At 72.2% G+C, this 13,156-nt stretch carries 12 protein-coding genes; 10 read left to right on the top strand and 2 right to left on the bottom strand.

Annotated features, from left to right (window positions below; genetic code table 11):
- Positions 1–23 precede the first annotated feature (23 nt).
- The gene (locus AB0R04_RS00930; RefSeq protein WP_063349890.1) at positions 24–494 is read right to left on the bottom strand and encodes an SPW repeat protein; all 471 of its coding nucleotides are present in this window, start codon (positions 492–494) and stop codon (positions 24–26) included.
- Positions 495–680: 186 nt separating this feature from the next.
- Here AB0R04_RS00930 and AB0R04_RS00925 point away from each other — a divergent pair, with 186 nt between their 5' ends.
- The 7 genes from AB0R04_RS00925 to fahA all read left to right on the top strand — a co-directional run bounded on the left by AB0R04_RS00925 (position 681) and on the right by fahA (position 9,502).
- Positions 681–1,232 (top strand): PadR family transcriptional regulator, encoded by a 552-nt coding sequence (locus tag AB0R04_RS00925; RefSeq protein WP_363366921.1) that lies wholly within the window; start codon positions 681–683, stop codon positions 1,230–1,232.
- A gap of 169 nt (positions 1,233–1,401) precedes the next feature.
- Positions 1,402–3,102 carry an acyl-CoA dehydrogenase family protein gene (locus AB0R04_RS00920; RefSeq protein ID WP_363366919.1) on the top strand — a complete coding sequence of 567 codons (1,701 nt, stop codon included), beginning with the start codon at positions 1,402–1,404 and terminating at the stop codon, positions 3,100–3,102.
- Between the two features lie 132 nt (positions 3,103–3,234).
- Complete coding sequence (locus tag AB0R04_RS00915; protein WP_363366917.1) at positions 3,235–4,596, top strand: alpha/beta family hydrolase; 1,362 nt, start codon at positions 3,235–3,237, stop codon at positions 4,594–4,596.
- A 206-nt stretch (positions 4,597–4,802) separates the two neighbouring features.
- On the top strand, positions 4,803–6,017 hold the full coding sequence (hppD, locus tag AB0R04_RS00910) for a 4-hydroxyphenylpyruvate dioxygenase (RefSeq protein ID WP_063349886.1): 1,215 nt from the start codon (positions 4,803–4,805) through the stop codon (positions 6,015–6,017).
- A 160-nt stretch (positions 6,018–6,177) separates the two neighbouring features.
- A complete protein-coding gene (locus AB0R04_RS00905; RefSeq protein ID WP_063349885.1) occupies positions 6,178–7,404 on the top strand; it encodes a cupin domain-containing protein in 1,227 nt (408 codons plus the stop codon).
- Positions 7,401–8,282 (top strand): hypothetical protein, encoded by an 882-nt coding sequence (locus AB0R04_RS00900; RefSeq protein ID WP_363366914.1) that lies wholly within the window; start codon positions 7,401–7,403, stop codon positions 8,280–8,282. The genes AB0R04_RS00905 and AB0R04_RS00900 overlap by 4 nt, the downstream gene beginning before the upstream one ends.
- A complete protein-coding gene (fahA, locus tag AB0R04_RS00895; RefSeq protein WP_363366913.1) occupies positions 8,279–9,502 on the top strand; it encodes a fumarylacetoacetase in 1,224 nt (407 codons plus the stop codon). Before AB0R04_RS00900 ends, fahA begins: the two co-directional genes overlap by 4 nt.
- Before the next feature lie 144 nt (positions 9,503–9,646).
- Here fahA and AB0R04_RS00890 read toward each other — a convergent pair whose 3' ends face one another.
- Positions 9,647–10,420, bottom strand: a complete 774-nt coding sequence (locus AB0R04_RS00890) for an SDR family oxidoreductase (RefSeq protein ID WP_363366911.1) — start codon at positions 10,418–10,420, stop codon at positions 9,647–9,649.
- Positions 10,421–10,517: 97 nt separating this feature from the next.
- Here AB0R04_RS00890 and AB0R04_RS00885 point away from each other — a divergent pair, with 97 nt between their 5' ends.
- The 3 genes from AB0R04_RS00885 (at position 10,518) to AB0R04_RS00875 (ending at position 13,133) form a co-directional block, all read left to right on the top strand.
- A complete protein-coding gene (locus tag AB0R04_RS00885; protein ID WP_063349881.1) occupies positions 10,518–11,129 on the top strand; it encodes a TetR/AcrR family transcriptional regulator in 612 nt (203 codons plus the stop codon).
- Positions 11,130–11,322: 193 nt separating this feature from the next.
- Positions 11,323–12,369 (top strand): enoyl-CoA hydratase/isomerase family protein, encoded by a 1,047-nt coding sequence (locus tag AB0R04_RS00880; protein ID WP_363366909.1) that lies wholly within the window; start codon positions 11,323–11,325, stop codon positions 12,367–12,369.
- Positions 12,370–12,470: 101 nt separating this feature from the next.
- Complete coding sequence (locus tag AB0R04_RS00875) at positions 12,471–13,133, top strand: GntR family transcriptional regulator (RefSeq protein ID WP_363366907.1); 663 nt, start codon at positions 12,471–12,473, stop codon at positions 13,131–13,133.
- Positions 13,134–13,156 lie beyond the last annotated feature (23 nt).

The raw sequence follows: 13,156 nt of genomic DNA, 5'->3' as shown, positions 1-13,156 counted from the left end.
CCGGACGCGGACTGTCAGTGACGTCAGCCCTTGGCGCGGCCGGCCCGGCCGAGTCGCATCGCAGCTCCGTTCGCCGTGATCGTGGCCATCGAGATCGCCGCGAGACCGAGCAGGAACATCACGGCACCGACGATGACGCAGGTGACGATGTTCCTGCCCTGCGCGGCCGATCCGGAGACGAGCCAGGGAGAGACGATCGTCCACGCGCCGAGCACGGTGGCCGCCCAGGCCCTCGCGTGGGTGCGCTCGTAGGCCGACCCGTATCCCGCCATCAGCACGCAGTAGGCCAGGCCGACGATCAGGCAGGTCACGGTCAGCGTGTTGAAGGCGGTGAAGCCGACGATCCATGGCGATGCCGCCAGGAACAGTCCGGCCAGCACGGCCAGAGCCTCCGTGGCCTGGGCGCGCGGGGTCGAGGTGATCCGCTCGTAGTGCTCCCGGAGTTCGACGATGTCCGGGTGATGCTCCATGCCCATCGGAATCTGGGTAGACACCGATACCACCTCCTATGGTTCGGAACATGGAGGGCTCTTGCCCCGTACCCATTCTGGCGCTTCTCCGATGATTTGCGCCTTTTGGCCGCAAATGATCGATAACCATCCGATCACGCCGGTGACCTGCGTCTCACCACTCCGGACCCCCATTGCCTATGCAATTCGTTGCATAGCAGGATGCGGGACATGGCACTGGAGCACGCGATCCTCGTCTCACTGCTGGAGCAGCCGGGCTCGGGCTACGAACTGGCCCGGCGCTTCGACCGCTCCATCGGGCGCTTCTGGACCGCCACCCACCAGCAGATCTACAAGGTGCTGCGACGGATGGAGGCCGACGACTGGGTCGCCGCCGAGGAGGTCGCCCAGGACGGCCGCCCGGACAAGAAGGTCTACTCGGCGGCCGACGCCGGACGGGCCGTGCTCGCCGGCTGGCTGCGCGAACCGGTCGAGCCGGAGTCCGTCCGACACGAGCTCGCGGTCAAGATCCGCGCCGCCGCCTTCGACGACCCGGCCGCGCTGATCTCCGAGGTCGAACGGCACCGCGAGGGCCACGCCGCCCTGCTCGCCCGCTACCTACACGGCGAGCAGCGCGACTTCCCCGACCTCACCGCGCTCGACACCCGGCAGGAGCTCCAGCACGTGGTGCTGCGCGGCGGCATCGAGTACGAGCGGATGACCCTCGCCTGGCTCGACGACGTGCTCGCCACCCTGCACCGCCTCGCCGCGGGTGACGGGTGACGGGTGACGGGTCACAGATGACGGGTAACAGATAACAGAATCTGAACGCTGAAATCTGAAATCTGAAATCTGTCAGTTGTCATCTGTTCGCTGTTCGCTGTCACCCACCAGCCCCCACCCACCAGCCACCGCCCGCCGCCTCCTCACCCTCGACCCCCGGGAGCCCGTGATGCTCTTCAACCCGCGTACGTACGACCCCACGCAGTTCGACGAGCCGACCCGCCGGCTGCTGCGCGCGACCGTGGACTGGTTCGAGTCCCGCGGCAAGAAGGCGCTGATCGACACCTACGTCGACCGCACCTGGTACGCCGACTTCCTCGAATTCGCCGCCAAGGAGGGCCTGTTCGCAGAGTTCCTGACCCCGTCCGCGGCCGACCCGGGCAAGCGCTGGGACACCTCCCGGATCGCCGAGCTGAACGAGATCCTCGGCTTCTACGGCCTCGGCTACTGGTACACCTGGCAGGTCACCATCCTCGGCCTCGGGCCGGTCTGGCAGAGCAAGAACGAGGCCGTCCGGGCCCGCGCCGCCAAGCTCCTGACGGAGGGTCACGTCATGGCGTTCGGGCTCTCCGAGCGCACCCACGGCGCCGACATCTACTCCACCGACATGATCCTCACCCCGGACGGCGAGGGCGGTTTCACCGCGACCGGCTCCAAGTACTACATCGGCAACGGCAACGTGGCCGGCCTGGTCTCGGTGTTCGGCCGCCGCTCCGACGTCGAGGGCCCCGAGGGCTACGTCTTCTTCGCCGCCGACAGCCGCCACGACGCGTACCACCTGGTCAAGAACGTCGTGAACGCCCAGATGTACGTCAGCGAGTTCCGGCTGGAGGGCTACCCGGTGCGCGCCGAGGACGTGCTGCACACCGGGCAGGCCGCCTTCGACGCCGCGCTGAACACCGTCAATGTCGGCAAGTTCAACCTCTGCACGGCCTCGGTCGGCATCTGCGAGCACGCGATGTACGAGGCCGTCACGCACGCCCACAACCGGGTGCTGTACGGCCGGAAGGTCACCGACTTCCCCCACGTGCGGCGGGAGTTGACCGACGCGTACGCCCGCCTGGTGGCGATGAAGATGTTCAGCGCGCGGGCCGTGGACTACTTCCGCACCGCCTCCCCCGAGGACCGCCGCTACCTGCTGTTCAACCCGATGACCAAGATGAAGGTCACCACCGAGGGCGAGAAGGTCATCGACCTGATGTGGGACGTCATCGCGGCCAAGGGCTTCGAGGCGGACACCTACTTCGACAAGGCGGCGAAGGACATCCGCGGCCTGCCGAAGCTGGAGGGCACCGTCCACGTCAACCTGGCGCTGATCCTCAAGTTCATGGGCAACTACCTGTTCGCCCCGAGCGACTACGCCCCGGTGCCGACCCGGCTGGACGCCACCGATGACGCCTTCCTGTTCCGCCAGGGTGCGGCACGCGGCCTCGGCGCGATCCGTTTCCACGACTGGCGCACCGCGTACGACCGCCACACCCAGCTGCCGAACGTCGCCCGCTTCCGCGAACAGGCCGACGGCTTCTGCGAGTTGCTCCTCAGCCACGCGCCGAGCAAGGAGCAGCAGGCGGACCTGGACTTCCTGCTGGAGATCGGCCAGCTGTTCGCGCTGATCGTCTACGGCCAGCTGGTGCTGGAGCAGGCGGAGCTGACCGGCCTGGACGAGGACGTCCTGGACCAGATCTTCGACGCGCTGGTCCGCGACTTCTCCGCGCACGCGACCGAGCTGCACGGCAAGGCCTCGACGACCCCGGAGCAGGCCGCCTGGGCGCTGGCGAACGTGCGCCGGCCGGTCGCCAACGCGGAGCGGGCCGCCGCCGTGTGGGCCCGGGTCGAGGAGCTGTCGGGCACGTACGAGATGCGGCCGTAGCCGCCGTGCGGGCCTGGGGCACGGGCCGCCCCCCTCGGCCCCCGGCCCGCACCGGGCCCGCACCCCAGGCCCGCGCCCTCGGTGCCCCGCCCGACGCCGCCCGGACGTACCGTGGAACACGGAGGGCGCGTCATGCACGGCACCGGGACCCACTTCACCGACCGGACCGACGCGGGCCGGCGGCTGGCCGCCCGCGTGGGCCACTTGGGCGGCGCCGACACCGTGGTGGTGGCCCTGCCCAGGGGCGGGGTTCCGGTGGCCGCCGAGGTGGCGGCCGCGCTCGGCGCGCCGCTGGACATCTGCGTGATCCGCAAGCTCGGCGTGCCCTACCAGCCCGAGCTGGGCATGGGGGCGATCGGCGAGGACGGCGTCCGGGTGCTGAACGAGCAGGTCATCCGGCTGGCCGGGGTCGGCGACGACCAGCTGGCCGCCGTGGAGCGGCGCGAGCGCACCGAGTTGGAGCGCCGGGCCCGCCGCTACCGGGGCGGCCGCCCGCCCGCCGACCTGCGCGGCCGCACGGTGATCGTGGTGGACGACGGCGTCGCCACCGGCTCCACCGCCCGGGCCGCCTGCCGGATCGTCCGGGCCCGGGGCGCGGCCCGGGTGGTGCTCGCCGTCCCGGTGGCCCCGGCGGACTGGACGCAGCGCCTGTCCGAGGTCGCCGACGAGCTGGTCTGCGTCGGTACGCCGTCGCCGTTCTTCTCGATCGGCGAGTTCTACGGGGACTTCGCGCAGACCGGCGACGAGGAGGTCCTGCGGCTCCTCGCCGAGGCCGCGGGCGGGCGCGCGTCAGGGCCGGTGGGCGTGGACCGCGAGCTGGTCCTGCGCGCCGCCGGTGTGCGCCTCGCCGGCCGGCTGACCGTCCCCGCCGCACCGACCGGCATCGTGCTCTTCGCGCACGGCAGCGGCAGCGGCCGGCGCAGCCCGCGCAACCGGCACGTCGCCCGGTACCTGAACCGCTCCGGGCTGGCCACGCTGCTGTTCGACCTGCTCACCGAGGCGGAGGAGCCGGACCGCCGCAAGGTGTTCGACGTCGGTCTGCTCGGTGACCGGCTGACCGCCGTCGCCGAGGAGCTGGGCCGGCTGGAGGAGACCCGCGGCCTACCGCTCGGCCTCTTCGGCGCCAGCACCGGCGCCGCGGCCGCGCTGCACACCGCCGCCGCCCTGCACACCGCCACCTCGCTCGGGCCCGCCGTCGGCGCGGTGGTCTCCCGCGGCGGGCGCCCCGACCTCGCCGGTCCCGACGTCCTGGACCGGGTGAGCGCCCCGACGCTGCTCGTGGTCGGCGGCCTGGACACCACCGTGATCGACCTGAACCGGCGGGCCCGGGCCCGGCTGCACTGCGTGAGCGAACTGGCGGTGGTGCCGGGTGCGGGCCATCTGTTCGAGGAGCCGGGCACGTTGGACCAGGTCGCCGAGCTCGCCGGGGCCTGGTTCCTGCGCCACCTCGCCCCGCCCGGGACCGTCCAGGAGCCGGTGTCGCGGACCCCGTGAACCGGCCCCGATCGGCAGCACATTTTGCGCAGCCGAATGCGGGATTTCCTGATCAGCTTGTACACATTGAACAGTGAAATCCCGACCTGTTGCCCAGCCACCCGGACAGGAGCAAGCTCTCCGCCAGCCGCACCGCCCACCCGTTCGCGGCGCGGCCGCCTCAAGCGGACGCCTCAGAGCCGAGGCCAAAAGTGGAGGAACGACCGATGACCCCGCAGTCCCACGCCCTTGAGCTGACCCCCGAGGAGCGCGAGGCCGGCCTCGACGCCGACCAGCTGCGCCGCCTCGTCGGCCTCGTCGAGCACGACCCGGCCACCGACCCGTTCCCGGTCACCGCGCAGGACGCGGTCGTCTTCGTGGTCGGCAACGCCACCCAGACGGCCCAGTTCTACCAGGCCGTGTTCGGCATGGAGCTGGTCGCCTACTCCGGCCCGGAGACCGGCCGTCGCGACCGCAAGGCCTTCGTGCTCCGCTCCGGCTCCTGCCGCTTCGTGATCAAGGGCGGGGTGCTGCCGGACAGCCCGCTGCTGGACCACCACCGCCGCCACGGCGACGGCGTCGTCGACCTGGCCCTGGAGGTCCCGGACGTCGACAAGTGCATCGCGCACGCCCGCGCGACCGGCGCGACCGTCCTGGAGGAGCCGAACGACGTCTCCGACGAGAACGGCACCGTGCGCCGCGCGGCCATCGCCACCTACGGCGAGACCCGCCACACCCTGATCGACCGCTCCCGCTACCACGGCCCCTACCTGCCGGGGTACATCACCGCGCAGAGCAAGGTCCAGCACCCGGAGGGCTCGCCCAAGCGCCTGTTCCAGGCCCTCGACCACGCCGTCGGCAACGTCGAGCTGGGCCGGATGGACGAGTGGGTTTCGTTCTACAACCGGGTCATGGGCTTCGTGAACATGGCCGAGTTCGTCGGCGACGACATCGCCACCGACTACTCCGCCCTGATGTCCAAGGTCGTCGCCAGCGGCAACCACCGGGTGAAGTTCCCGCTCAACGAGCCGGCCATCGCCAAGAAGCGGTCGCAGATCGACGAGTACCTGGAGTTCTACACCGGCCCCGGCTGCCAGCACATGGCGCTCGCCACCAACGACATCCTCACCACCGTCGACGTGCTGCGCTCGCGCGGCGTGGAGTTCCTCAACACCCCCGACTCGTACTACGACGACCCGGAGCTGCGCGCCCGGATCGGCAAGGTGCGGGTGGACATCAACGAGCTGAAGTCGCGCGGCATCCTGGTCGACCGCGACGAGGACGGCTACCTGCTGCAGATCTTCACCAAGCCGATCGGCGACCGCCCCACCGTCTTCTACGAGTTCATCGAGCGGCACGGTTCGCTGGGCTTCGGCAAGGGCAACTTCAAGGCGCTGTTCGAGGCGATCGAGCGCGAGCAGGACGCCCGCGGCAACCTGTGAGTGCTGGGGCGCCCTGAGCACGGGGAGTCCTGAACACGGGGGAACCCCGGGCGCTGAGCAGCTCTGAACACTGAGAAGCTCTGAGCACCGGGGAACTCTGAGCACGGTCGGGCGTACCGTGAGGACGGTCGGCTGAGCACGGTCGAGGAGGAGCAGGGAGATGGCGTACTACCGGCAGCTGGGCAGCATCCCGCCCAAGCGGCACACCCAGCACCGCACACCCGAAGGCGGGCTGTACTACGAGGAGTTGATGGGCGAGGAGGGGTTCTCGTCGGACTCCTCACTGCTCTACCACCGGGGCATCCCCTCGGCCGTGGTGAACGCGGTGCCGTGGGAGCTGCCGGACCAGTCCACGGTGCCCAACCACCCCCTGCTCCCCCGCCACCTCAAGCTGCACGAGCTGTTCGCGGACCAGGAATGGAAGTCCGCGGACGTCGTCGGCAGCCGCCGCCTGGTCCTCGGCAACGGCGACGTGCGGATCTCGTACGTCGCCGCCGGGGCCCCGAGCGAGCTGTACCGCAACGGGCTCGGTGACGAGTGCGTGTACGTGGAGTCCGGCTCCGGCACGGTCGAGACGGTCTTCGGCTCGATCGAGGTCGGCCAGGGCGACTACGTGATCATCCCGCGCGCCACCACCCACCGCTGGGTGCCGGCCGGGGACGAACCGCTGCGTGCGTACTGCATCGAGGCGAACAGCCACATCACCCCGGCCAAGCGCTACCTCTCCAAGTACGGGCAGCTGCTGGAGCACGCGCCGTACTGCGAGCGGGACTTCCGCGGCCCGGTCGGCCCGCTGGTCGTCGACGCCGACGGGGACGCCGCCGGGGATGCCTCCGGAGACGTCGACGTGCTGGTCAAGCACCGCGGCCCGAACGGCGTCTCGGGCACCCGCTACACCGTGCCGCACCACCCCTTCGACGTGGTCGGCTGGGACGGCTGCCTGTACCCGTACGCCTTCAACATCCGGGACTTCGAACCGATCACCGGCCGGGTCCACCAGCCGCCGCCGGCCCACCAGGTGTTCGAGGGCAACGGCTTCGTGATCTGCAACTTCGTTCCCCGCAAGGTGGATTACCACCCGCTGTCGATCCCGGTGCCGTACTACCACGCCAACGTGGACAGCGACGAGGTCATGTTCTACTGCGGCGGCGACTACGCGGCCCGCAAGGGCTCGGGCATCGGCCAGGGCTCGATCTCGCTGCACCCCGGCGGACACACCCACGGGCCGCAGCCGGGCGCGTACGAGCGCAGCATCGGCGTGGAGTTCTTCGACGAACTCGCCGTCATGGTGGACACGTTCCGCCCGCTGGAGCTGGGCGAGGGCGGCCGGGCCGGCGAGGACGGAAACTACGCCTGGACCTGGGCCGGTCGGGGGCCCGGGCGATGAGCGCCGCCTCGTCCGCCGTGACCAACCGGGCGGGCCCCGGGGCGATCCCCGAGCTGTTCCACGGGCTCTTCGACGACGCCGCGGTGTTCCCTCCGGGGAACCTGCCGGTCGCCGAGGCGGTGCCGGCGCACCGGAGGCACCGCGCGGCCTGGTACGCCGAGGCGGTCGGCCCGCTCCTGTGCGGGGCGGGCCGGCTGGGCGAGTTGGCCGCGGCGGCTTCGGGCGGCGCGCCGCTCAGGGTCGGGCTCGTACTGCCGGGGGGCAGTGCCGAGCTCGGCCCGGCGCTCGCCGCCGCCGCACCCTTCGAGGTGGCCGGCGTCGAACTCGCCGTCCGGGACGCCGCCGAGGCGGTCGCCGCCCTGGACCGGCTGCTGCCGCCGGACGTCCCGGCCGCCGTCGAGCTGCCGCGCGAACTCCTGCGCGGCGACGGCCTGGACGAGGTGCTGGACGTGCTCGTCGACAGCCCCTACCGGGCGAAGTTCCGCACCGGCGGGGTGGTGGCCGAGGCGTTCCCGGACGAGGAGGAGCTGGCCGCCTTCCTCACCGGCTGCGCGCTGCGCGGGCTGCCGTACAAGTGCACCGCCGGACTGCACAACGCCGTCCGGCACACAGACCCGGCCACCGGCTTCGAGCACCACGGTTTCCTCAACGTGCTGCTGGCCGCGCAGGAGACCGACCGGGCCGCAGCAGTGGCGGTGCTGGCGGAGCGCGACGGCGCGGTGCTGGCCAAGGCCGCCCACGCGCTGACCGATCGTCAAGTCACGGTGATCCGGAACTCGTTCACCGCGTTCGGCACGTGCAGCATCGCCGAACCCCTGGACGACCTGGCCGCGCTCGGCCTGCTGCCGTCCACGTCACAGCCCCAGGAGGACCGTTGAGCACCACCCCCCGCAGCTGGCTCGCCAGCGCCCAGGACTCGCCGTTCGGCGTGCACAACCTGCCGTACGGCGTGTTCACCGCCGCCGACCAGCCCGGCCGGCGCCGGATCGGCGTGCGCGTCGGGGACTTCGTGCTGGACGCCGCGGCGGCCGCCCGGGCCGCCGGGGCGCCGTCCGTGCTGCTGGCCGCGGACTCGCTCAACCCGCTGCTGGCGGCAGGACGTTCGACCTGGACGCAGGTCCGGGCCGACCTCACGCGATGGCTGACGGACGAGTCCTACCGCGAGGCGCTGTCGCCTGCGCTGCTGCCGGCGGGCGAGGTCCAGCTGCACCTGCCGTTCGAGGTCGCCGACTACGTCGACTTCTACGCCTCCGAGCACCACGCCACCAACCTGGGCCGGATCTTCCGCCCGGGCTCGGAGCCGCTCACCCCCAACTGGAAGCACCTGCCCATCGGTTACCACGGGCGGGCCGGCACGGTGGTCGTCTCCGGCACCCCGGTGGTGCGGCCCCACGGGCAGCGCAAGGCGCCCGCCGACCCGGCGCCGTCGTTCGGGCCGACCCGGCGGCTGGACATCGAGGCGGAGGTCGGCTTCGTCGTCGGCACCCCGTCCGAGCTGGGCCGACCGGTCGTCCTGGACGACTTCCGCGAGCACGTGTTCGGCGTCTGCCTGGTCAACGACTGGTCCGCGCGCGACATCCAGGCCTGGGAGTACGTGCCGCTCGGCCCGTTCCTCGGCAAGTCCTTCACCACCTCCGTCTCCCCGTGGATCGTCCCGCTGGACGCCCTGCAGCACGCCCGGGTCGCGCCGCCCGAGCGCGACGTCGAGCCGCTGGCGTACCTGGACGACCGCGACGGCGAGCCGTGGGGACTGGACCTGGCGCTGGAAGTCCGGCTGAACGGGCACCTGGTGTCCCGGCCGCCGTTCGCCTCGATGTACTGGACGGCCCAGCAGCAGCTCACCCACATGACGGTCAACGGTGCCTCGCTGCGCACCGGCGACCTGTTCGCCTCGGGCACCGTCAGCGGGCCGGAGCCGGAAACCCGCGGCGCGCTGATCGAGCTGACGTGGAACGGCGAGGAGCCGCTGAAGCTCCCGGACGGCACCACCCGGACGTTCCTGGAGGACGGCGACGAGGTCACCATCACCGCCACCGCGCCGGGGCCGGAGGGCGCCGTCATCGGGTTCGGCGAGGTGACGGGGCGGGTCCGGCCGTAGCGGGCCCGCAGCCGCCAGCCGACAACTGACGGCAAACAGATAACAGACGACAGATAACAGCTGACAGATTTCATCATCTGTCAGCTGTTATCTGTTACCCCCGCCCCCTCCCCGAACTCCCCCCGCGCGCCGAACGCACCGCGCCTACAGACCCGCTCCTCCGGTGGCGTCGATGACCCGGCCGGTGACCCAGCGGGCGTCATCGGAGGCGAGGAAGGCGACGATGTCCGCGATGTCCTCCGGCTGCCCGACCCGGCCGAGGGCCGCGAGCGAGGCCGCATGGGCCTCCGCCTCCGCGTTGCCCCGCAGCCAGCCGGCGTTGACGTCGGTGTCGACGACACCCGGCGCGACCGAGTTGGCGGTGATCCCGCGCGGGCCGAGCTGCTTGGCGAGGTTGAGGGTGAAGGTGTCGAGCGCCCCCTTGGTCGCCCCGTAGGCGATGATCTCCGGCATGGCGAGGCGGGCCGCGCCACTGGAGACGTTGATGATCCGGCCGCCGTCGCGCATCCGGTGCAGGCCGTGCTGGACGACGAAGAACGGCGCGCGGACGTTGACGGCGAAGACCTCGTCGAAGCCATCCTCGGTGAGCGCGGCGAGGTCGGCACTGCGCCCGATCCCGGCGTTGTTCACGATGATGTCGACGCCGCCGTCGGGCGCGTGCGCGCCGATCCCGGCATCGAACGCCTCCCACAGCGCGGCCGCGTCCCCGTGCCGGCCGAGTTCGGCGTGCAGCACGAAGGCCCGGCCGCCGTCGGCGCGGATGCCCGCGACGACCTCGCCCGCCGCCTCCTGATCGCGGGCGTAACCGACGGCGACGGTGGCGCCGTCGCGGCCGAGCCTGCGGGCGATCGCCCGGCCGATCCCCCTGCTGCCCCCGGTGACCAGCGCGGCCTTGCCCTTGAGTGCCTGCGTGCCCATGGCTGAGCCCCTTCCTGCTTCGCCCACCATATTTGTTGAGTGTTCGCTCAAAAAAGAAGCTAACACACTTGTTGAGCGGGTGTTCTAAAATTCCGGCATGACCGAGAACCCGACGCGGCCCCGGCGCGGACGACCGCCGACCTTCGACCGGGACGAGGCGCTGACGGCGGCGACCCGGCTGTTCTGGGAACGCGGCTACGAGGCCACCTCCGTCACCGACCTGACCACCGCCATGGGCATCCGGCCCGGCAGCCTCTACGCCGCGTTCGGCGACAAGCGCTCGCTCTTCGAGGAGGTCGTCCGCCACTACGGGCACTCCCCCGTCGGCGCGTTCGCGGGGGCCGCCCTGCGCGAGGAGACCAGCGCGTACGCGGCCTTCGCCCGGATCCTGCGGGAGGCGGCGGCCATCTACCCCGACCCCTCGCACCCGGCCGGCTGCCTGGTGATCAGCGCCGCCACCAACGTCTCCCCGCAGGACGCCGAGGTCCAGGCCCACCTGCGCGACCTGCGCAACCGCAACCTCCACGTCTTCGAGACCAGGCTGCGCACGGCCCAGGCGGACGGCGAACTCCCGCCCGACGCCGACCCGCACGCGCTGGCCGGCTACTTCGGCACGGTCATCCAGGGCATGTCGCAGCAGGCCCGGGACGGCGCCACCGCCGCCGACCTGGCCCGGACCGCCGAACTCGCCCTGCGCGCCTGGCCGTAGGGACCCGAACCGGGCCCAGCCGACCGGTCCGCCGGTCGGCCGGTCGGCCGTGAGGGCGGCCCGCCGCCCGGTCGGGTGATCACGGCTCCGCGCCGCCCCGGTACGGTGGACGACAGGAACGGTGGACGACAGGAGTCGTCAAGACCGAGGAACGACCGAACGACCGAACGACCGAACGACGGGAACGGACCCGATGAACGCAGAGGTGGCGGAGGTCCAGGTCTCCCTGGACGGCGGGGTCGGGCGGATCGTGCTGAACCGGCCGCGGGCGCTCAACTCGCTGACCCACGGCATGATCACCACCGTCCACGCGACGCTGACCGAGTGGGCCGCGGACGACCGGGTGCGCACCGTCGTCCTGACCGGCGCCGGCGAGCGCGGCCTCTGCGCCGGGGCCGACCTCCGCGCACTGCACGACGACGCCAAGGCCGGCGGGGCCGGCACCCGGGCCTTCTTCCGCGACGAGTACCGGCTGAACGCACTGATCGCCCACTACCCGAAGCCGTACGTCGCGGTGATGGACGGCATCACCATGGGCGGCGGCATCGGCCTGTCCGCCCACGGCGCGCTCCGGATCGTCACCGAACGTTCCACCGTCGCGATGCCCGAGACCCGGATCGGGCTGGTCCCGGACGTCGGCGGCAGTCGGCTGCTCGCGCTCGCCCCGGGCGAGTTGGGCACCCACCTCGGCCTCACCTCGGCCTCGATGGGCCCCGGTGACGCGCTGCTGTGCAGGTTCGCCGACCACTTCGTCCCCTCGACACGGATCGCGGCGCTGCTCGACGCCCTGGCCGCGAGCCCCGACCCCGCCGCCGCCGTCGCCTCGCACGCCGAGCCCGCGCCAGGGTCCGCGCTCGCGGAGCAGCGCGGCTGGATCGACGCCTGCTACGCGGCCGACACCGTCGAGGAGATCGTCGAACGACTGCTGAACTCCGGTGTGGCGGAGGCGAAGGAGGCCGCGGAGCTGGTCCTCGGCAACTCCCCTACGGCGGTCACGGTGGCCCTCGCCGCACTGCGCCGGGCCCGCACGCTCCCCTCCCTGGAGGCCGTGCTCGACCAGGAGTACCGCGTCTCCTGCGCCGCGCTGAGCGGGCATGACCTGGTCGAGGGCATCCGCGCCCAGGTGATCGACAAGGACCGCACCCCGCGCTGGTCCCCGGCCACGCTCGCCGAGGTCGGGGAGGCGGAGGTCGCCCGCTTCCTCGCCCCGCGCGTGGGCGACGAGTTGGGCCTGGCCTGACCGGGCGGCGCCGCGGCCCCGCATCACCACGCACCACGCACCACGCGCCATGAACCACGAGTCGTGAACCACGCGTCACGAACCACGATCAAGGAGCCCGCATGACCCGCCCGATCCCGCTGCCGCCCGCCGGGGACGCCGACCCGCTGTCCCGGGTGCCGCTCGGCGAGCAGGTGCGCGGACTGCTGCTGGAGGGCCTGCTGAACGGGCGCTGGCAGCCCGGCGACCGGATCGTGGAACGGCGCCTGGCCGCCGAGTTGAACGTCAGCCAGGCGCCGGTGCGCGAGGCGCTGCGCTCACTGCAGTCGCTCGGGCTGCTCGACGCCGAGCCCAACCGGGGCGTGCGGGTACGCGAGATCAGCCCGGCCGAACTGCGCGAGGTCTACCAGGTGCGGGCCGCGCTGGAGCGGCTGGCCGCCGAGGCGGCGGTCGTCCGCCTGGCCGGGGACACCGCCGCGCTGGAGCGGCACGCGGAACGGATGGCGGCGGCGGCCGGGGCGGGTGACGCGCTCGGGCAGGCCCGGCACGGCGTGGCCTTCCACCGCGAGATCGTGGCCGCCGCCGGCAACGGGGCACTACTGCGGACCTGGGAGGGGCTGGGCGTGGAGGTGTGGACGGTGCTGTCGCTGCACCGGGTCCGCCCGGAGCTGCACGAGAACGCGGCCGACCACGCTCCGCTGATCGACGCCTTCCGGCGGCGGGATCCGGAGGTCGGGCGGCTGTTGGCGGAACACGTCCTGGAGTACGCCGACCGCTCCGCCTGAGCGGATCCGGGCGGGGTCCCGGC

The sequence above is a fragment of the Kitasatospora sp. NPDC056731 genome (genome assembly GCF_040687675.1).
Lineage (GTDB): Bacteria > Actinomycetota > Actinomycetes > Streptomycetales > Streptomycetaceae > Kitasatospora.
This window is presented reverse-complemented; position numbering and strand designations above follow the sequence as displayed.

What these genes read in the sequence shown, in the direction of transcription:
- AB0R04_RS00925 (WP_363366921.1), top strand. Translation starts at nt 681, where the DNA reads ATGGCACTGGAGCACGCGATCCTCGTCTCACTGCTGGAGCAGCCGGGC.
- AB0R04_RS00920 (WP_363366919.1), top strand. Translation starts at nt 1,402, where the DNA reads ATGCTCTTCAACCCGCGTACGTACGACCCCACGCAGTTCGACGAGCCG.
- AB0R04_RS00915 (WP_363366917.1), top strand. Translation starts at nt 3,235, where the DNA reads ATGCACGGCACCGGGACCCACTTCACCGACCGGACCGACGCGGGCCGG.
- hppD (WP_063349886.1), top strand. Translation starts at nt 4,803, where the DNA reads ATGACCCCGCAGTCCCACGCCCTTGAGCTGACCCCCGAGGAGCGCGAG.
- AB0R04_RS00905 (WP_063349885.1), top strand. Translation starts at nt 6,178, where the DNA reads ATGGCGTACTACCGGCAGCTGGGCAGCATCCCGCCCAAGCGGCACACC.
- AB0R04_RS00900 (WP_363366914.1), top strand. Translation starts at nt 7,401, where the DNA reads ATGAGCGCCGCCTCGTCCGCCGTGACCAACCGGGCGGGCCCCGGGGCG.
- AB0R04_RS00890 (WP_363366911.1), bottom strand. Translation starts at nt 10,420, where the DNA reads ATGGGCACGCAGGCACTCAAGGGCAAGGCCGCGCTGGTCACCGGGGGC.
- AB0R04_RS00885 (WP_063349881.1), top strand. Translation starts at nt 10,518, where the DNA reads ATGACCGAGAACCCGACGCGGCCCCGGCGCGGACGACCGCCGACCTTC.
- AB0R04_RS00880 (WP_363366909.1), top strand. Translation starts at nt 11,323, where the DNA reads ATGAACGCAGAGGTGGCGGAGGTCCAGGTCTCCCTGGACGGCGGGGTC.
- AB0R04_RS00875 (WP_363366907.1), top strand. Translation starts at nt 12,471, where the DNA reads ATGACCCGCCCGATCCCGCTGCCGCCCGCCGGGGACGCCGACCCGCTG.